Origin of the sequence: Paenibacillus barcinonensis (assembly GCF_003217495.1) — a bacterium.
GTDB lineage: Bacteria > Bacillota > Bacilli > Paenibacillales > Paenibacillaceae > Paenibacillus > Paenibacillus barcinonensis.
Map to the genome: position 1 here is coordinate 102,647 of NZ_QJSW01000005.1, position 20,490 is coordinate 123,136.

Sequence of the window (20,490 nt, forward strand, 5' to 3'; positions counted from 1 at the left end):
GGTTCAGGCTTTCGTAATGAAGCATGGCTGTATATTCAAAGGGAGGTTTTCATGAAATGAAAGCTGTGAAAAAGAAAGCCGTAGCTGCCTTGAGCACACTCGCGTTAGTGGGCGGTTTGCTGGCAGGATGCGGATCAGATGATGGTCAGGCTGCAGAAGGCGGCGTACAAAACGTATCCATCGCTATTGCACAGGTAGGTGACGTACCAAGTAAAGGCAATGAGGTACAGAAAAAAATTGAAGAGTACACCAACACCAAACTGGACATCCAGTGGATTCCGGCTTCGGCATACAATGACAAAATCAATGTTATGATCGCCTCCAGCGACATGCCCAAAATCGTAAAGGTGCAGTATAACCCAACGGTGACAAGTGCAATGCGGAATGATGTGTTTTGGGAAGTAGGCCCTTTCCTGAAGGATTATAAAAACCTTGCTGCCCAGAATGAACGTTTCTTTAACAACATCAAGGTTGAGGGTAAAATCTACGGCGTACCGGTATTCTCTGATATTGCACGGGCAACGGTCATTTACCGCAAAGACTGGTTCGACAAGCTTAATCTGAAGGTGCCATCGACCCCGGACGAGTGGTACAACACGATCAAAACCTTGGCCACATCTGACCCGGATGGCGACGGGAAGGACAATACGTTTGGATTGATGCTGTTTAAAAAATATAACGAGGATCAATACTCTTTCACGACACGTCTCGGCGTAAGCTTTGGTGCACCGAACAAGTGGAAGGTCGAAAGTGATGGCAGCTTCACACCTGAATTCATGACACCGGAATACAAGCAGGTGATGGATCTGCTGAAACGATTGTATGAAGAGAAGCTGCTCAACCAGGACTTTGCTGTTTTCGATTCAACGGAAGCAGAGAAGAAGTATGACACTGGCGCTGTAGGCATGCGTGTGGGTGTCGCTCAGAACGGTAAAAGCCAGCAGGAGCGTCTGTCCAAAAATAACCCGGACGGCGTTGTGGATATTGCGGGTCTGCTAGGGCCGAATGGCGACCGTGTAGCTGGACAGACAGGTAATTCCGGTATTCTGGCATTCCCGAAAGCAACGGTAAAATCGGAAGAAGAGCTGAAAAACCTGCTTTCTTTCATTGACAAGCTGATGGACCCGGAGATGGCTACCTTGCTGATGCGTGGTGTGGAAGGCAAGCATTACACCAAGTTAAGTGACAATGAAGTAGAGATGAGTGACTTTGATGCGTTCCAGCGTGAAGTAAAACCTTATCGTGATAATTTCCCTTATGTGGAGGGCTACAACGTACCTAAGCTGAAGGATACGGAGCTGGGAGAGAAGGGGACAGCATTAGTGAAGGAGCTGGCTGAACATGCTGTGCCAAACCCTGCATTGACGCTGTATTCACCAACATACGGTGATCGCGGAGCAGATCTGGATCAGATGATTGCCGATGCGCAGACCAAGTATATTATGGGCAAGATTGATCAAAGCGGCTGGGAAAAGGAAATCGAGAACTGGGCTAAGTCTGGCGGAGACAAAATTCGTGAGGAATACGCCGAGGATTATAAAAAGCAGGCTCAATAAAGAGCAGAATCGGAGGATGAAGCATGAAGCAAACATTGCAACATACACCTATGCGTATGGCTGACCAGTTTATGGAGAGTTATCGCAGTCATGAGCTGTATTCCACCTGGCATTATGAGAACGGCTGCCTGCTGAAAGCGTTGGAAGAGCTTTATGCGAGCACAGGCGAGCAGAGATATTTTGACTACATCCAGGAGCTGATGGACCTTTATATTCAAGAAGATGGCTCCATTCGTTCCTATACGATTGAGGAATATAATCTGGACCAGATTAATCAGGGGAAATCATTATTTTTCCTACTGGAGAAAACGGGACAGGAGAAGTATCGCAAAGCTTCCGAGCTGCTGATGACCCAGCTTAAAGGACAGCCGCGCACCCGTGAGGGCGGATTCTGGCATAAAAAGATTTATCCGTTCCAGATGTGGCTGGACGGGTTGTACATGGCAACACCGTTTCTCACTCAATACGGGGCAGTGAATGGTGAAGCAAAGTGGTTTGACAAGGCTGCCCTGCAGCTGCTGCTTGTCGAAGAGCGCACGCGTGACCCACGCAGCGGTTTGTTATACCATGCCTGGGATGAGAGCAAGGAGCAGCGCTGGAGTTCTGGCGATACAGGCTGCTCTCCACATGTGTGGAGTCGGGCAGTAGGCTGGTATGTGATGGCGGTTGTAGATACGCTGGACTATTTGCCCGTGGATCACGAGCAGCGTGGACAGATTATCGGTATTTTCGAGCGGCTTGCCAATGCGCTGGTACATGTACAGGATCAGCAGACGGGCTTATGGCCGCACCTGCTCGATCAGCCGGGACGTGAGCGGAACTACCTGGAGGCTTCGGGAACGTCGATGTTTGTTTATGCTCTGGCGAAAGGCGTGCGCAAAGGGTATCTGAGCGGCAAGTTCAAAGCGATTGCGGAAAAAGGATATCAAGGTCTGCTGCAGCATTTGCTGCAAGCCGATCAAGAGGGTGTGCTTTCCCTGACACAATGCAACGGGGGAGCAGGCCTTGGGGGAACGCCGTATCGTGATGGCTCTTACGAATACTATGTGACCGAGTCCATTCGCATCAATGATCCGAAATCGGTTGCTCCGTTTATTTTGGCAGGGGTAGAGATGGAACTGGCATAACGCTAGTTCTTTTCTCCCGAAAATTATGATAGCGCATACATTTTGAGATTGAAGGCATCTATGAGTGGGGATGAGGGCAAGATCGCTGAACACTAGGCTTATCCAAAAGGAGAGATGGTTCATGAGTCCAAAAGGTCCAAGAAGTTCAAAGAATGCTATGCTTCGCATAGGGAGCTTAGTTATTGTAGGTGCGATGTCTGCTGGTCTGCTGGCAGGATGCGGGGGAGAAAAAGCTCCAGCTGCGGAGGAAGGCAAGCTGCCTATTTCCATTTCATTGATGCAGGTAGGAGATGTGCCTGCCAAGGAAAATGCGATTGAAAAGAAGATTGAGGAATATACCAACACGGATGTCAACGTGCAGTGGATTCCACAGTCGGCGTTTGATGACAAGGTGAATGTGATGGTGGCATCGGGGGAGATGCCAACGATTATGCGTGTCAACTATGTGCCTACTACATTTAATGCAGCGAAGACGGGGCTGTTCTGGGAGCTCGGGCCGTATTTGAAAGATTACAAAAATTTGTCTGCCCAGTCCGAGGCTCATTTTAACAATATCAAGATCGAGGGCAAAATCTATGGCATCCCGAACTTCCGGGATATCGGACGGACCGCGATTGTATATCGTAAGGACTGGTTTGACAAGCTGAAGCTGGATATCCCGAAATCGCTGGATGACTGGTATGAGGTGATGCGTGCGATCCGCAAGGAGGACCCGGACGGCAACGGCAAGGAAGATACTTACGGAGCGTTGCTGTTCAAAAAGTATAATGAGGGTGTATCCTCACCACTGACACGGATTGCTGTAAGTATTGGCGGAGTCAACAAATGGGGTGTGGATGATGCTGGCAAACTAACTCCGGAATTTCTGACGACCGAATATGTTGATACGATGAAGCTGTTCAAGCGTCTGTTTACGGAGGGGCTGATTAACAGTGATTTCCCTGCACTGGACCCTTCGGATGCGGACAAAAAAATGGATTCGGGCCTCGTGGCCATGAAGCTGAACGGTGTAGCCCAGAACGGGAAATCGTCTCAGCAGCGTCTTACACCGAATGCACCGGATGGTATCATTGATGTTGCACCATTCCAGGGACCACAGGGCATCCGCATTGCGGGTGAGCCAGGTAACTATGGCATGCTTGTTATTCCTAAAGCATCTGTGAAGGATGAGGAGCAACTAAAAAAAGTGCTCACCTTCCTGGACAAACTGATGGATGAGGAGCTTAGCACGCTGCAACTGCGTGGATTGCTCGACGTACATTACAGCAAGACAGCGGATGGCAAAACAGAGTTAAAAGACTTCGACGCGTACCAGCGGGAGGTCAAGCCATATCGTGATAACCTGCTTAGCGTGGAAGGATACAACGTGCCTGAGCTGGTCGATGTTCCGATTGGCATGAAAGGCACCAAGATGGCTCGTGAAAATGAGCAGTATGCGATTGCTAATCCGGCACTGACGCTGTCGTCTGCCATCTACACCGAGCGCGGTCAGGAACTGGATCAGATGATCTGGGATGCACAGACCAAGTACATTATGGGCAAAATTGATGATGCAGGCTGGGAGCAGGAAGTTGCGAACTGGAGAAAAGCAGGCGGTGACCAGCTGCTTACTGAGCTTGAAGCATCGTACAAAGAGCTGAACGGGAAATAAAATAGGATCATACTGGCGCGGAAGCAGCTGTGATGGGGTATACATCACAGCTGCTTCTTTTTGAGCTGATCTATTATGACTGACCTGAAGAACGGGTATAAAGGGTAAAGAGTTATTTTAATAATCTACTTATCACACTCAACGCAGCGAGAGGAGAACGATGATGATCGACGACAAGAAGGGACAGCGAGCCGTTGAAAAAGCGAGTCCAGTTCAGATAACTGCTGTATATGAAGGAAATGATCTTGGGGTTAGCCTTGGAGCGAATCTGTGTATTTTCAAGGTGTGGTCGCCGGTGGCCGCCCAGATGCACCTTCTTCTTTACCCGCCATTGACCGACAGAAATTCTGCTGAACAACTGGATCAACTGAAATATCAAGTGATGCCGATGCAGTCTGATGGGCAGGGGGTGTGGGTTCTTAACATAGAGGGAGATTGGCAAAGGTATCGTTATATGTTCAGGCCCACCTTTGCTGATGGGACCTCCACTACGGCTGTGGACCCTTATGCACGAGCTGTCACCATGAACGGGGAGATGGGTGTCATCATAGATCTGGAGCGGACCCATCCAGAAGGGTGGAGGAAGGATCAGCGGCCGAAGCTGCTCCATGCGACAGATGCTGTACTGTACGAGCTGCATGTTCGGGATTTTTCCATTCATCCCTCATCGGGCATTGTGAACAAAGGCAAATATCTGGCATTCACGGAAACGGGGCTGCGTGATGAAGCAGGTCATACCCTTGGCATTGACCATCTGGCTGAACTGGGCATTACGCATGTGCACCTGATGCCTGTTTTTGATTTTGCAACGGTAGATGAATCAAGTGTAAATGACAATCTGCATGATGTCTCCAACTATAACTGGGGTTATGATCCGCTACATTACAATGTGCCGGAGGGCTCGTATGCATCACGCGCAGATGATCCCGAGACGCGCATTCGTGAGTTCAAGTCCATGATTGCTGCACTTCACCAAAAGGGGATAGGGGTCATTATGGATGTGGTCTATAACCACACGTTTGATACAGCAGGCAGCTCATTTGAAAAGCTGGTTCCCGGTTATTATTATCGCCAGCATGCGGATGGCACCTATAGCAACGGGTCAGGCACAGGCAATGAGGTGGCAACAGAACGACTGATGGTTCGTAAGTTTATCATTGATTCCGTTCGATTCTGGGCCGAGCAGTACCATGTGGACGGTTTTCGTTTTGATCTGATGGGTCTGATTGATGTAGCTACCATGAAGCAGCTCACATCTGAGCTTCATACTCGCGTGTCGCCTTCGATTCTCTTATACGGGGAGCCTTGGGGAGCAATGGAATCCCCGCTGGCAGAGGAGATGACCTTGAAGGGAACGCAGCGCGGAGCAGGATTTGCAGTCTTCAATGACAATTTTCGTAGCGTCATTAAAGGGGACAGTGATGGAGATGGCAAAGGATTTGCGACAGGTGAAGAAGGGAAGGCAGCCCATTTATGGACAGGGGTACAGGGGGCTATTCATGATTTTGCGGAAGCACCAGCCGAGACTCTGAATTATGTCACCGTACATGACAATCTCAATCTGTGGGATAAGGTTGCACGAACACAAGGGCTACATGAGGTGCTGGGTTTTCTGCAGTATAACGAGGATGGAAGCCTAAAGGGCTGCAGCAGCGTGGAAGAGGCGGTGAGCAAAGCCAATCCCTATCTTCAGGTTGATCCGAACGATGTGCTTGGCAACGAAACGGTCAGGCGATGTCTGCTTGCGAATGGCATTGTATTGACCGCACAAGGTATTCCTCTGATTGCGGCCGGAGACGAGCTGCTGCGAAGTAAATACGGGGATATGAACAGCCATCAGAGCGGGGATGTAGTTAATGCGATCCGTTGGGACCAGAAACAGCGGTATAAGCCGGTGTTCGACTACTACCGTGGGCTGATTCATCTGCGGCGAGAGCATCCGGCATTTCGTCTGCGTACACGCGAAGCGATTGAACGGTATGTTTGTCTTTTGCATCAGGAAGAGGGACTGCTTGCATACGAGATACAAGGTACAGCGGCGGAGGATACATGGCAGCGGATTGTAGTGATTTATAATGCGTCCATGCAGACTCGCTCGATCCCGCTCCCTTCCGGGGTGTGGAACGTCGCTGTTGAAGACGGGCGAGTGGACATGCATTCGCTTCGCACCATGGAAAACGGTCAGAACGGTCCATACGGAGAGAACAGCCAGATTGAGGTCAGGGGCATCTCCATGACCACTTTATATTCCGTTTTGTGAAGTAGACCTGTTTAATAAGCCAATACGTCAAGACACTCTCTTATATGTTTTAAAGGGAGTGTTTTTTGAGTTCACAGGTACAGAAGCTGTCAACCACAGCGGCTTGTTTACATATGCTGTAGATGAAAGCGTTTTGCTCATCGAAAGTGTCGCTCTAACCGATATGTTCAGTACAGACAACCCTGGGTTGACAAATAGCTTCCCGCTTCGTAACATCGGGACAACACGAAATCAAAGGATATAAAGGCGGTGGAATGATGCCGGAATGGACTTCTTTTCGTTATGAAGGCAACGACCTTGGCTTAACTTATACCTGTGCTGAGAGCACGTTCAAGCTATGGGCACCTACTGCACAGTTGGTCCATATATTGATTTTTGAAAATGAGGGCGAGTATAACGACCTTGGTATTGTAACCAATCATGATGATGGCCAGGCATACGAGATGATATGTGATGCAGATGGCATCTGGCAGCTGACGCTTCCGGGCGACTGGGCTGGACACTTCTATATGTACCGTATCGTTCATGATAACCAGCAAGTGCATGTTGTAGCAGACCCGTACAGCAAAGCTGTTACAGCGAATGGGCAGCGTACGGCAATTATCGACTGGAGTTATACACATCCAGAGGGATGGGATCAGGACGTAAAGCCTGCATTTGTTCATCCTGTAGATGCGGTTATCTATGAACTGCATGTTCGTGATTTCTCTTCGGATTCTTATGCAGAACTGCCGTATAAAGGAAAATATTTGGCTTTTACAGCGAGCGGGCTTACAGACCAGGCAGGAAACCGGATCGGTATTGATCATTTGGTTGAATTGGGTGTGACACATATTCATTTACTTCCTGTGGCCGATTATCAGACAGTAAACGAGCTTACGGCTGCCCATGCCGATTTTAATGTCAAAGCGCCCTACAATTGGGGGTATGACCCGCAGCATTACAATGTGCCTGAAGGCTCGTATGCGACTGATCCACGCGACCCCGCTGTCCGCATCCGTGAGTTCAAAATGATGATTCAGTCGATGCACAGGCAGGGTCTGCGTGTCGTGCTGGACGTTGTTTACAACCATACGTATAGCGTGGAGAAGGGTCCTTTTGAGCGGATTGTGCCAGGCTACTTCTATCGCCATAATGAGGATGGTACGCTCAGTAACGGATCTGGTGTCGGTAATGAACTGGCGACAGAGCGCCCGATGGTACGGAAATATATTTTGGATTCATTACGTTACTGGGCCGAGGAATTTCATATTGACGGGTTCAGATTTGATCTGATGGCATTGATTGATCAGGATACGATGATTGAGCTGACCCGTGAATTGAGGGAGCAGTTTGATCCCGCCTTTCTGATCTATGGAGAGCCATGGACTGGCGGGGCTTCACCGCTGACACGCCAGACACTCAAAGGAACGCAGCGAGGCCATGGTTTTGCTGTATTCAATGATCACTTTCGAAGTGCAATCAAGGGAGATAGCGATGGTAGCGGCAGGGGATTCGTGACAGGCGCAGAAGGGCAGGAGCATGCCATTATGCAGGGTGCTGAAGGGGCGTTGAATGATTTCGCCTCTTCACCTGCAGAAACCGTTAATTATGTAACCGCTCATGATAACCTGAACCTATGGGATAAAATCGCAACCTGTCTTGATCTGCGCCATGATCTGGGTTTTCCCGTATGGAAGGACGGACAGCCCGCAGAAGGTGGCAGTGCTGAATCGGCGGTGAAGGCGGTAGATGCTTATCGGCATGTGAACGAAGCTCATCTCATGGAGAATGAGATGGTTCGCCGCTCGATCCTTGCTACAGGCATCCTGCTTACATCACAGGGCATACCGTTTCTGCAGGCCGGAGACGAGATGTTAAGGTCCAAGGCCGGAGACCATAACAGCTATCGTAGTGGCGATGCAGTGAACGCGATAAGATGGGCGAATAAAGAGCGCTTCAGACCTGTGTTTGATTATTATCGAGGGTTAATTCATCTGCGGCGTACTCATCCGGCATTCCGCATGACGGAGGCGGAGCAGGTGCGCAGACATCTTCGCGTTATACGAACAGATGGAAACGTGGCGGCCTATATGCTTGAACAAAGGGCTAATGGGGATTCGTGGCATCGAATTATTGTGATCTATAACGGCTCCGATGAGGCTCAAACGATTCATCTGCATGAGGGAGAATGGAAGGTGGTTGTGAACCACCATACAGCTGGAACGGATGTGCTGGAGACAGTTACAAGAGAAGTTCAGGTGGAACGATGGTCACTTATGGTTCTGTATGATCTGGAGCATCCTGTCGAGGCAGAACCAGCAGCGCTTGAGATTGGCATCCCGCGCCGGGTGTTTGCACCGCAGGAGATTACTCGACTGCGAGCCGTTGTGAGGGACAGCATGGGAAATGTATTGGAAAATATGCATGTGCTGTGGAGTTCGTCCGATCCCGATATTGTGCGTATGGATGACGACGGTACGATGCATACGATGACCCGAGGCACCGCTGAAATCACTGCCGCTTGCGGTCCGATCACATCGACCTGCACGGTAGAGGTCGATGTCCGATTTGCAGCTCGAATCGAGATTCTTGGTGAGCCAGTGGTATACACGACTCGAATCAGTCGTTTTCGGGCGCTGGTGCTGGATCAGTATGGGCAACCTCTGACAGATGCCCATATCCGCTGGAGCTCTTCTCATTCGGATGTAGCAGCCGTGAGCCATGCTGGCCTTGTTAGAGCGGTGACGGCAGGTACAACACGTATTATCGCTGAAGCCGGAAATGTCCGGGCTGTGTACACAGTAACGGTTCACAGACATCTGTCGCGAGTGATAACCATCCGCTATGAACGAGAGGATCACTGCTACGATGGCTGGGATGTCTGGGTATGGGGCACAGGCATGCAGGATGGCGCATTTCGCTTGGAACGGGCAGGCAGTGCGGCAGAAGCACGATTCCGTGTCGCTCCAGGCTTGCATCATTTGGGTTTTATCATCCGATTGAACGAATGGGAGGCCAAGGATACGTGCGGAGACCGCTATGTGGATATCGCGCCTGAGGATGGTGACGTGCAGATTAACGTGCAGAGCGGATCGGATGAGATGCACATCATACGCGAGCCACGTGACAATGATGACCTGAATAGCGCTTGAGTTTTTTACAGCTGGAAGCAATTCCGGCTGTTTTTTTGTGTTTAAAAAAGTGTTAAATAACAAAAAAAGGTTAAAAATATTCGGTTTAATGTTTTAGATGCGAGGTCATTGGGGTAAATATAGATATGGCCCAACATACGGCCCTCACAAATAGACCATATTGATCTATTGGTGAGAAGATGCAGAGCTTGCCAACAAAAACAAAGTAGGGAACCCTTGAAGGAGGATGTTCAATCATGAAATCCAACGGAAAAATGGCTCAACTTACAGCAACTCCAAGAACAGAAAAGAAAGGTGCAGCACTGCGCCTGTTAAGACAAGGTGGACGAGTTCCTGCCGTAGTTTACGGACCGGGGCAAGAAGGTGCCGCCATACATGTGGATGAAAAGGAAGTGCTTAAAGTGGCACGCACAGGCCGCTCCGAGATGTTTAACCTGAATGTAGAGGGTGGCAAAACGGTTCCTGTGCTGATCAAGGATCAGCAGGAGCGTAACGGCCGTCTACTGCATGTAGACTTTTTGCAGATTTCCAAAAACAAACCGATCACCGTGAGTGTGTCGATTGATTTTCAGGGGACTGCTGCCGGCTCCAAAGCAGGCGGTGTATTCCAGACCCAGGAAACACAGCTAGAAGTGGAAGGTTTGCCAGCTGACCTGCCAACCTCCATTGAAGTTGACGTCAGCGGTCTGGAGATCGGTGATCGACTCACCGCAGGTGAGATTAAACTGGATAAGGGTCTGACTCTTATCACGTCACCAGATTCTATCGTAGCTTCGGTGATGCCGCCACAGGCTGCTGAACAGGAGCCAACAGCTTCAGCTGATGAAGCGCAGCCTGAAGCTGCAGCAGAGGGTGAAGCTGCTGAACAATAATTAAACGCTGTAAACCTGATTTATGCTTGTTAAGCGGGCAGGCTCAGTCCACACGATGTGGGCTGGGCTTTTTTTCGTTCTCCACAGGTATCAAAACTTTCATTGAAATAACGGAGGAACTTGTGGTACAACGTGAAGACGGACGAAAAGAGGAGAAAACGAAGTGAGCAAAATAAAAATAAAATAAAAGAAAAGAAAGCAGGTTGCTGTATGTTTGATCCGACCATCTACGATAATCTCAAAGTAGCCATTGAAAACTACATTTATGATCTGGACAATCTTGATGAACGCATCCATGTTACCCATCGAAGAGATCAGCTTGATATGGCGAGCATGTCCAGAGTGTTTACGCTGCAATTTTGTCTCAGAGAGAAGGCTGGAATTACCGCTGAACTGGTGCTGAAGAGTGCCCTGGAGGATACGGCTGCAGAAATTCTGGAGACACCGGGCAGCCAGCCGGGTTGTGGTTTGGAGCTTCGCTTTGCGCTCGTAACGACGAAGCAGCCGGAATTGCTATGTCCTGACATTCAGGCCATCATGCAGGAATATTGGCCCTCACAGCGGACGCTGCAACGTATTCATTATACGTTTGGTGAGACGCCCGCATCTTTTAATGTGGCTTCCAGTGTATATTTTGATCGAAAGGTGAATGAAGATCAGATGCAGGACATGCCAGAGTTATGTCATCACATGCTGCACGTGCTACACAGATTGGGAATAATGGAAAAATAAGAATTTAAAAGCGGGTTTACTTTAATAAATATACAACCATCTATGCCTTGTATCGTCTGGAGATCAGGGCTTTTTGTATTATTTTTAGAATTTTGTATAGGCTTTCAGGCTTAGTTGGACTTGATTTTGGGTTATTAATTTACGCAACCAAGTAAGAGAATGTATATTAAAAGGGGGGAAAAGTGCAACTAAAATACAAATAAAAGGTGAAATTGCGAAAATATACTTGGGACTAAAGATTTATATATGAACTAAAGGAACTAGTTTTCCTTGCCGATAAAATATCGAAGGGGAGAAACTACATGACAGAGAAATTAATTCGTCTGCTACGTATACTTCAGGCTATACAAGCTAATCCCGGAATCTCTGCTAAGGAATTGGCCCTTAAATGCGGTACAACTGTACGTACAATTTATCGTGATCTCCGGATTTTGGACAGGGTTGCTCCCATAATGAACGAAGGATATGGAAAGGGTTATCGATTTATAGGTGACTTCGCGATGTATCCGCTAGATTTTACCGAACAGGAGGCCATGCTTTTTTGTATGCTTCCTGCCTTGGTCGATACTTCTAAATTACCGACTGAGTTTGATTCAGCTTATGATAAAGTTATATCGGCACACACCAAACTTAAAACAAGGAATAGTGAAATTGTGGAAAATATTGCTGGCATCATTCGAATGGGAATACCTGCTTACCGTGAGGAAGGCAAGGACCCCAACCTGTTAATCCCTATTATCGAGGCAATTCTAGACGGGAGGACAATCCAAGCTCAATATCATACACTCACCAATAATCAAATTACATTCCGGCACATTGATCCTTATTATCTGGTCCCGCGCGATCAACGTTTCTATCTGATAGGATACTGTCATCTGCAACAGAAGGTTCGTTTATTTCGCATCAGCCGTTTTCTGGATGTTACGAAAACCAATGCTGTATTTGATATGGGCGATTTCAACATAACCCAGTATATGAAAAATACCTGGTCGATCGACCGAGGAGAAGAGCATATTCATTTTAAAGTGAGATTCTCTGAAAAAGTTGCCCCCTACATAAAAGAAGAAGAGATGTTTGTTCGTCCTCGGATGACGGATCTTGTAAATGGAGGCTTGTTATTTGAGGTAACACTGAATAGCAGCCGTGAATTTTTAATGTGGTTATATCAGTTTGGTCCTGAGGCGGAGGTGCTGGAACCTCGCGAGTATCGAAGACAGATTCGTAAACAGCTTTTGGTATGGCTGGAGCGCTATGAAGATGAGGAGGCTCTCTAGTCATCAGGGAATAACAGAAGAAAAGGAGTAATTATATGAGTACCAAAATATTTGCAGCAGTCATTGGCATGGATAATTATCATGGAGCACAAGCATTTCATGTGGGAGATACGCTGTATCTTGTTAAGGACCCCGATAATCGCTCGGATCACCGGGCAATCAAAGTGGTTATTCCTCCAATCGGAGAAGTAGGATATATTATCAATCACCCCGGCCAAACCCCTCATGGCTGCTGGACCGGGGCAGGATTCTATGATGCCTTCTCTCAGCAAACCTGTGCCAAGGTGAGATTTATGATGAAGGACATGGTCATTATTGAACTGATTGAAATTACTCATGTATCTGTGTCACAGATGGATTCGATGATCGCGGATTGGCAGTTTCGTGAGAAAGCCTGATTATCGTTGAAAATACACAAGGCTCATCGACGGATGAGCCTTGTGTAGACAGCCTCCAGATGCATGGCTGTCCTTGCCCAACTGAACTGGGCAGCGGCGGTTTCACGTCCGCATTTTCCAAGCGCTTGTGCAAGAGCTGGGCTACTTGCCAGTTGATACAGAGAGGATGCAAATGACTGTGGCTGTCTGTAGCTGGATATTAGATATCCGTTCTTTCCCGTCTGAATGATCTCACGGATTCCCCCATTATCGGAAGCAACTACAGGAATCCCTGAAGCCATAGCCTCTACATTAACGAGGCCAAAGGCTTCATGTTTTTGTGAAGGACATACGAGGCAGTCTACGCTGCGATAGAGCTGATCAATCTGCTCGTGCTTCATCTGACCGAGTAAGATCACCCGTACATTATATTTACGTGCCAATTTACGCAAGTATCGGATGAATTGCAGGGGGCCCTTGCCTGCAATGACCAGCTGGACAGTCAAATGTTTCTGTAAGAGAGCAACAGCGCGGATGAGAACATCCACCCCTTTGCCGGGAATTACTCTGCCAGCGTACAGCACGGTGAAATCATCGGTTAATCCAACGCTTGCGCGTATACGAAGCTGTTCTTCTCTATTGATGGCAGGCCTAAATCGTTCAATATCGGTACCTAGTGGAACAACATGCAGACGCGGCTTTACAGCCGGGAAACGCTGGCAGAGCTTGTGTTTTAAGGATTGACTGTTCACAGCTATGCAGCTGGCTTTCCGAAGTGCAGCCATTTTCCGGGGACCAGGCTGTACAAAGGTAAGCGAGTGCAGATAAAGCACAACGGGGATCTGGGGAAATGTCTTTTTGATCGCTGCCATACTGAGGGGTCGGTTGTCTACTTGAATAACATCCATCTCCAGTGTGGATAGCAAGCGAATAACGGAGGTTGTATAATCGTTAACACTCGTAGCGGATACACGTCGGATTGTGATTTGGTCCATGTGCTCTATTGAAGGAGAACCTTTCATAGAACGGCTTATAATGGTTATCTGATGACGGCGGGCAAGCTCGCGTGCGATGCTTAAAATACAGATTTCGACTGAACCATTGCCGGGCAGAGGCAATTTCTCTGGTGCAATCATGACGATGTGCATGGTAAGCTCCTCCTTGTCCGACCTGGGTAACAACCTTTGTTATGTATTGTATGTGTGAATCTGCGGTTTGGCTCCTGTACAGCGGCTCCGATCGAAGCATTGGTCAACGAATCATACATGGAATATTCTGCTGTCAACCTGTGCTGCAGCTTGAACGTGCTTTTGTGATATACTGTACAGGATTATCATATGTGTTACCGCATATAGAAGCAGGAGGCTTAAAAATGTTAGGTTCAATGCTGGGTCGTTTCCGGCTGCTGTTATGGTTACAGGGAATATCTTATCTCTTATTGTTATTTGTTGCCTTTCCTCTCCGGGATGCAGGGGTCATGCCTCAAGCTGTTACGTGGTTTGGCAATGTGTACGGCTTTCTGTTCCTGATGTACCTTTTGTTTATGGTATCTTTATATACGGTTCAGAAATGGCGTTTGCGCCGCCCCATCGCGTTGTTTTTCATTTCATTTGTACCGCTCGGCAATATGATTTACGATTTTTTGGTTTTTCGAAAAATGTATCGTGAATCCGCAAATAAAGCTTGACTTTATTTTGTGTTATGAAATATGATGTTTACATGTTATTCATCAGTTGTACTAAAACTACATATTCCTGTTAAAGGGGAGTAGCTTTTACAATAAAGTCGTCAATTCGGGATTGTATCCCCGGCTTTATTGGCAGCATTTCGTTGTTAGCGAGACCTTTACCAAGTATCTATGCTCGGTAAAGGTTTCTTTTTGTGGTTATAAAAGGACCTTACCAGTAATGGTAAAGGTCCTTTTTGTTGTACATTATAAGGATATTAAGGAGGAGTTAATGTTGGATGCAGCATTATTATTGGAATACGGGTGGGTGCTCCTGGTCTTAGTAGTCCTTGAGGGATTGCTTGCAGCAGATAATGCTCTGGTACTTGCAATTATGGTCAAACATTTACCAGAGGAAAAGCGTAAAAAAGCGTTGTTTTATGGATTGATGGGTGCATTTATTTTCCGTCTCGGTTCTTTGTTCCTCATCTCATTCCTGGTCGATGTATGGCAGGTTCAAGCCATTGGAGCACTGTATCTCTTGTACATCTCCATTAATCATATCGTTAAGAAGGTGATGGGAAGCCGCAATAAAACGGATGAAGCTGCTGATGATACACCTAAAAAGCCTAAGAAGCAATCTGGCTTCTGGATGACTGTGTTTAAGGTTGAGGTAGCGGATATTGCCTTTGCAGTGGATTCTATTCTCGCTGCGGTAGCGTTGGCAGTGGCTTTGCCGCCAAGTGGCTTGCCGCCAATCGGCGGATTGGATGGCGGACAATTTATCGTCATTTTCCTGGGCGGCTTTATTGGACTTGTGATTATGCGTTTTGCCGCTTCATTCTTCGTTAAACTGCTTCATTCCCGTCCGGGTCTGGAGGTTGCAGCTTTTGTAATCGTTGGGTGGGTAGGGGTCAAGTTATCCGTAATTACACTGGCGCACCCTGCATTGGGTGTTCTGGATGAGCATTTCCCGGAAAATAAAATTTGGAAATTCGGTTTTTATATTGTATTAATTGCTATAGCTGTGTGTGGCTGGTTCTTATCATCCAAGGTTCCGGCTAAGGAGAATGAAAACCCGGTTAAAGAACTGGAGAAACAGACTGAATTGTAAGGCTCTATTCAAAAAAAATGGTTACGGGGGAGGCGTCTTTGGACGACCTCCTCTTTTGCTACAAGTGCAAATGAGTGTGAAGTGACCTTCAATATTTTTCAAGCTAAGGGTTGACAATCCAAAAGATGTGCCCGTAATATAATACATAACAATAATGAAGGGAGGCCGAGAGACATGATGCTTGGTTATGATTTGAATTCAGCACACCGTAACTTGAACACAACTGCATATCCGGCTCATCGTCTTTTTGGTCTCATACGGTCGACATAAAGAACGGGCATATTGATTATGGAATGATAAGACATGCATTCTATGGGCAATATGTGTTCTTCGCGATATCAAGCGATGGATGACAGGCAAAACCGATTTTTCCTGTTATCCGTTATTGTCATGCAGTAGAAGCCATGGACGACGAGTCTATGGCTTTTTTTTATATTTACATCCAAAATAACAAGCAGCAAAACCGAATTTGCTGAACGTACAGGAAGGAATAACATTTATTTATGAATAATGAAATCAATCCATTTGCAAGCTTGAGCGAGACAGCAGAAGGCTATCGCCATCACGTTCATCTGCCGGCGGGAGAACTCACTGTATATGCTGCACAGCAGCTTTTCTCTTCTCTGGATTATAAAGTATTCGAGATGGCCAACAATAACCTGCAAATTCCTGGTATTTCTTATATGGGGTATACCCCGGATGTACACGTTGGTGTAGGCACATGTATTGGCACAACGGCTGTATGGGAGACAGAAGGTGGATATGTATCGCCTTCCATCGTGGGTAGTGACATTGGTTGTGGTATGCGCGTGCATCTGACGAATCTGCACAAGGACGATTTGAAAGAGGTCAAGCTTCGTCGCCAACTGGTCAAAGCCATTGAAAAGGTGCTGCCCATGGAGGCAAACCAGCGTGGTCATTACTCGGACATCAGGCTGGAGAACATCGTACGCAAAGGACTGCACGGACTGCCAAAAAAATATATCCCCGACAGTTACTCTCCCAAAAAATCCACTTCGCTTACACATGTGGAAAGCAGCAAGTTCACTTACGATGAAAATGTGTTAAACCTTGTCCCGGATATGACCTGGCATCGGTCTCATCGTCAGCTTGGCACATTGGGGGGCGGGAATCACTTTGCCGAGATTCAGGCAATTGAGATTGCTGAGGAAAATCGTGAAGTGGCTGAGGCATGGGGACTGGTCGATGGACAGATTGTTGTCATGATTCACTCGGGTTCCCGCGCTTGGGGAGGGCATGTGAGCCAGACAAGCTCAGCAGCCATTGCCAAAGTGATGCAGCGGTTGGGACTCGGCACTACCGATCCAAGATTGGTGTTTGCTCCGCTGGAGCATGCGGAAGGACGACACTATGTCAATATGATGTATTCTGCGTTGAATTACGCTGTAGTTAACCGTCATCTGATTGCTTACTCCATTCGAGAAGCCTTCCGTGATGTATTCGGGTCCAAATGTGAGTTTCGTACCCTGTACGACCTGATGCATAATTATGCTTGGGAGGAATCCCATACAGAGCGAGGCTCCGTGTTTGTACATCGAAAAGGGGCAACGCGTGCTCTGCCTGCGGGTCATCAGGATAATCCCAAGCCCTACATGGCTACAGGCCATCCTGCGCTGATTCCGGGGTCTATGGGCACGGCCTCTTATATTATGGTGGGGCAGCCTGGAGGAGCAGATAATTATTATTCGATATGTCATGGTGCGGGCCGTGCAAGGTCGCGTACAGCGACCAAACGTCTGGTAACTGTTGAGGATTTTGCGGAGGCACTCGGTGTAGGCACAGCCGATGAGATTGTAGTTAACCAGAAATCTCTGGAATCCATTATTGATGAATCACCCCAGGCGTATAAAAATGTCGATGAAATTATAGATAGTGTTACTGGTGCCGGGTTAGCTCAAGTGGTAGCCAAATGTAAACCGCTTGCCGCGGTAAAAGGAGCGAAATAATGAATCGAAATGAATTACAGATGAAGCAGCCAGAGACAATGAAGGCCATCTACACCTATGACGAGCAGCACGATAACCGGATTCGGGTTGAGGGATATGCCGTTTATTCCAGACTGATTCGTGGTATCGGCGAAGCTCTGCTGAAGCGGTACGGCGTGGAATATAAGCTATATTCAAGCTCTGATCCGAATAACGAATATTGGGAGCTGTTACGAGAGGATTTACAGAACGGCAGTGCAGAGGTGGAACTGGTCGCTCGTATCTTTGAGGATCTTGAGCTTCAAACCCTGCATTATGATGACGATGGGGATGTGCCTACATATGGTGTGCATTACTCCATCCGTAACAACGTGTTTGCTTATCCTAAGTGGGGTGTGGCTTTGGTGCGTGTTCCTTTCTTCCGGGAGAACGGGATTTACAGTGAGGACTTTGTGTTTGCTGTCGGCGATGAAGAGATGAAGCAGTTTCTCGGGAGTGTGAGAGAGCGTGAACGGCAGCAAAATATGAAAAAGGTCACCGTATATACGGATGCCCGCAACGGGAGTGACCGTCATGTGGAGTCCATTACACGTTCGGTAAGCAGGGAGGACGTAGTCCTCTCTGCACAGATCAAACAGGATATATTCCGCTCACTGGACCAGTTCTTTGAAGCGGATCGTTCCTTCTATCGCGATTATGATATTCCTTATAAACGCGGGATTCTGCTTTATGGACACCCCGGCAACGGGAAGACCACGCTCGTAAAATCAATCGCGGGCAGCATTCCAGGGCCGGCTGCATACTGGCAGATTACCGAATACACAAACAGCGAGTCGGTACGTGAAGTGTTCGACGCTGCCAAACGGCTTGCACCGATGGTGCTGATTATTGAGGACATTGATTCCATGCCCGATGAAGTACGTTCCTTTTTTCTAAATACTCTGGATGGCGCGACGTCCAAGGAAGGGATTTTCCTGATTGGCACAACCAACTATCCTGAAAAAATTGATCCGGGTCTGATGAACCGTGCCGGTCGTTTTGACCGGGCTTATGAAATTCCGCTGCCAGATGAGGCCTTGCGTCTGCAATATTTGCGTCAGCGAGGGTTCAGTGTGTTTGCGGGTGAGGAGGGAACGATAGAGGCGGCACGGCTCACAGACACGTTCTCGCTTGCACAACTTGGCGAGCTGTATGTCAGTGTAGCCCTGGAGTGGCATCAAAATGGACGAACGGATATAGTTCAGGTAATTCAGTCCATGCGTGGAGAACTGGACAAAAGCCACAAACACAACTGGCTTGCCCAGCCAGGTAAGGGTCGAGCTGGATTTTATTGATTATATATGTACTATTGAGCGAAACCACGGATGATATGAAGGAAGAAGATGGAATTGCCTTACCAATGTGCCTGTCATAAATATAAATTCACCTGTTCTGGGCATACTAACCTCGTCTCTAATAACATACAATGACTTTCGGGAGGTACATATCGCAGCCAATGTGCTGATGAGATGCCGGAACCTGACGCGACCTGTTGTCATGCCCTCACGGAACGCCTGTTAGCAGAGGAGGAAGGTACTTTGGACAATAGGTAATATGTAACAATTTCTATGCCAATTGTTTAAATGCCTTCGGAGCGGTTAATAGTAGTCAGACGCAACAAAAACTTAAAATTAGAGGTGAATGATATGGGTTGGTTATGGTCATTAATTATCGGTGGTATCATTGGTTGGCTCGCAGGTCTGATCGTTGGTCGTGACATCCCAGGCGGTATTATCGGTAATATCGTAGCCGGATTTATCGGTGGATGGTTAGGCGGAGTGATCCTGGGAGACATGGGTCCGCAGATGGGTGGATTCTACATTGTACCCGCACTTATTGGTGCGATTGTGCTTGTAGCCATCGTCAGCATGATTTTCCGTTCGATGGGACGCAGTCGCGGGTAAAATGGCAACTGCCCGAATGTCTCTAAGTTGTACAGCTATGGTGAGCGTTAAGTAGTACGGAGCATACACATATAAGTGCTTCCAAGTGAAGCTGGAGGATGAGGTTGATGAAGAGCCGTTGCGGTGGCTTTCCATCAGCCTCTTGTTGTTTTACAATGGAAGAGTGCAGACGTAATCTGGCTTGTGCTTCAAAAATATAGTTTTTGAAAATAACATAATCTATTGGCTTTTGAAGACGAGAATTAATGTTTTTATACATGAGGAGATGAAGCAATTGGAAAAGGCAACGTTTGCCGGTGGGTGCTTCTGGTGTATGGTCACACCGTTTGAGGAGCAGCCGGGCATTCACGGTATTATTTCAGGATACGCAGGTGGTCATGTAGAAAATCCGACATATGAGCAGGTGAAGACCGGGGAAACCGGACATGTGGAAGTGGTTGAGATTACGTTTGATCCGGAGGTGTTTCCATACGAGCGTTTGCTGGAGCTGTACTGGCCGCAGATTGATCCGACGGACGACGGAGGGCAATTTCAGGATCGGGGATCGCAGTATCGCACGGCTATCTTTGTACACAATGAACGTCAGCGGCAGCTGGCCGAGCAATCCAAGCAGGATGTGGCTGCCAGCGGGCGCTTCCATCAGCCGATTGTGACGGAAATTCGTGATGCGGTACCCTTTTACCCCGCTGAGGATTACCATCAGGACTATCACAAGAAAAACGAGAAGCATTACAAAGAAGATCGGGCGATGTCCGGCAGAGACGAGTTTATTAACGAAAATTGGAAATAAAAGAAGCCGGAGCAGCCCTTCAAGGAGCTTATCCGGCTTTTTATTTAC

16 protein-coding genes are annotated in these 20,490 nt (G+C 47.7%); 15 read left to right on the forward strand and 1 reads right to left on the reverse strand.

Annotation, left to right across the window (positions count from 1 at the left end; translation table 11 throughout):
* The first annotated feature begins 56 nt into the window (after positions 1 to 56).
* The 9 genes from DFQ00_RS09815 to DFQ00_RS09855 all read left to right on the forward strand — a co-directional run bounded on the left by DFQ00_RS09815 (position 57) and on the right by DFQ00_RS09855 (position 13,004).
* The gene (locus DFQ00_RS09815) at positions 57 to 1,556 is read left to right on the forward strand and encodes an extracellular solute-binding protein (RefSeq protein WP_110896303.1); all 1,500 of its coding nucleotides are present in this window, start codon (positions 57 to 59) and stop codon (positions 1,554 to 1,556) included.
* Between the two features lie 23 nt (positions 1,557 to 1,579).
* Complete coding sequence (locus tag DFQ00_RS09820) at positions 1,580 to 2,683, forward strand: glycoside hydrolase family 88/105 protein (RefSeq protein WP_110896304.1); 1,104 nt, start codon at positions 1,580 to 1,582, stop codon at positions 2,681 to 2,683.
* Positions 2,684 to 2,804: 121 nt separating this feature from the next.
* Positions 2,805 to 4,334 carry an extracellular solute-binding protein gene (locus tag DFQ00_RS09825; RefSeq protein WP_110896305.1) on the forward strand — a complete coding sequence of 510 codons (1,530 nt, stop codon included), beginning with the start codon at positions 2,805 to 2,807 and terminating at the stop codon, positions 4,332 to 4,334.
* 163 nt (positions 4,335 to 4,497) lie between these two features.
* Positions 4,498 to 6,594 (forward strand): type I pullulanase, encoded by a 2,097-nt coding sequence (gene pulA / locus DFQ00_RS09830; RefSeq protein WP_110896306.1) that lies wholly within the window; start codon positions 4,498 to 4,500, stop codon positions 6,592 to 6,594.
* A 257-nt stretch (positions 6,595 to 6,851) separates the two neighbouring features.
* Positions 6,852 to 9,728 carry a type I pullulanase gene (gene pulA, locus DFQ00_RS09835; RefSeq protein WP_110896307.1) on the forward strand — a complete coding sequence of 959 codons (2,877 nt, stop codon included), beginning with the start codon at positions 6,852 to 6,854 and terminating at the stop codon, positions 9,726 to 9,728.
* A gap of 236 nt (positions 9,729 to 9,964) precedes the next feature.
* Positions 9,965 to 10,600: a 50S ribosomal protein L25 gene (locus DFQ00_RS09840; RefSeq protein ID WP_110896308.1), complete on the forward strand. Its 636-nt coding sequence runs from the start codon at positions 9,965 to 9,967 to the stop codon at positions 10,598 to 10,600.
* Positions 10,601 to 10,810: 210 nt separating this feature from the next.
* Complete coding sequence (locus DFQ00_RS09845) at positions 10,811 to 11,332, forward strand: hypothetical protein (protein ID WP_110896309.1); 522 nt, start codon at positions 10,811 to 10,813, stop codon at positions 11,330 to 11,332.
* 302 nt (positions 11,333 to 11,634) lie between these two features.
* Positions 11,635 to 12,606: a helix-turn-helix transcriptional regulator gene (locus DFQ00_RS09850; protein ID WP_110896310.1), complete on the forward strand. Its 972-nt coding sequence runs from the start codon at positions 11,635 to 11,637 to the stop codon at positions 12,604 to 12,606.
* A gap of 35 nt (positions 12,607 to 12,641) precedes the next feature.
* Positions 12,642 to 13,004, forward strand: a complete 363-nt coding sequence (locus DFQ00_RS09855) for an HIRAN domain-containing protein (protein ID WP_110896311.1) — start codon at positions 12,642 to 12,644, stop codon at positions 13,002 to 13,004.
* 23 nt (positions 13,005 to 13,027) lie between these two features.
* Here the strand turns inward: DFQ00_RS09855 and DFQ00_RS09860 are convergent, their stop codons facing one another.
* Entirely contained in the window at positions 13,028 to 14,131 is a 1,104-nt protein-coding gene (locus DFQ00_RS09860) for a glycosyltransferase family 4 protein (protein ID WP_110896312.1), read from the reverse strand.
* 224 nt (positions 14,132 to 14,355) lie between these two features.
* Here DFQ00_RS09860 and DFQ00_RS29110 point away from each other — a divergent pair, with 224 nt between their 5' ends.
* From DFQ00_RS29110 to msrA, 6 genes are all read left to right on the forward strand, one after another.
* Positions 14,356 to 14,670 (forward strand): DUF3817 domain-containing protein, encoded by a 315-nt coding sequence (locus DFQ00_RS29110; protein WP_167433651.1) that lies wholly within the window; start codon positions 14,356 to 14,358, stop codon positions 14,668 to 14,670.
* Between the two features lie 274 nt (positions 14,671 to 14,944).
* Positions 14,945 to 15,763 carry a TerC family protein gene (locus DFQ00_RS09870; RefSeq protein WP_110896549.1) on the forward strand — a complete coding sequence of 273 codons (819 nt, stop codon included), beginning with the start codon at positions 14,945 to 14,947 and terminating at the stop codon, positions 15,761 to 15,763.
* A 503-nt stretch (positions 15,764 to 16,266) separates the two neighbouring features.
* Complete coding sequence (locus DFQ00_RS09875) at positions 16,267 to 17,730, forward strand: RtcB family protein (protein ID WP_174812150.1); 1,464 nt, start codon at positions 16,267 to 16,269, stop codon at positions 17,728 to 17,730.
* Entirely contained in the window at positions 17,730 to 19,043 is a 1,314-nt protein-coding gene (locus DFQ00_RS09880) for an AAA family ATPase (RefSeq protein ID WP_425271017.1), read from the forward strand. Before DFQ00_RS09875 ends, DFQ00_RS09880 begins: the two co-directional genes overlap by 1 nt.
* Before the next feature lie 351 nt (positions 19,044 to 19,394).
* The gene (locus DFQ00_RS09885) at positions 19,395 to 19,652 is read left to right on the forward strand and encodes a GlsB/YeaQ/YmgE family stress response membrane protein (RefSeq protein WP_110896314.1); all 258 of its coding nucleotides are present in this window, start codon (positions 19,395 to 19,397) and stop codon (positions 19,650 to 19,652) included.
* 274 nt (positions 19,653 to 19,926) lie between these two features.
* Positions 19,927 to 20,442: a peptide-methionine (S)-S-oxide reductase MsrA gene (msrA, locus tag DFQ00_RS09890; RefSeq protein ID WP_110896315.1), complete on the forward strand. Its 516-nt coding sequence runs from the start codon at positions 19,927 to 19,929 to the stop codon at positions 20,440 to 20,442.
* Positions 20,443 to 20,490: the final 48 nt, after the last annotated feature.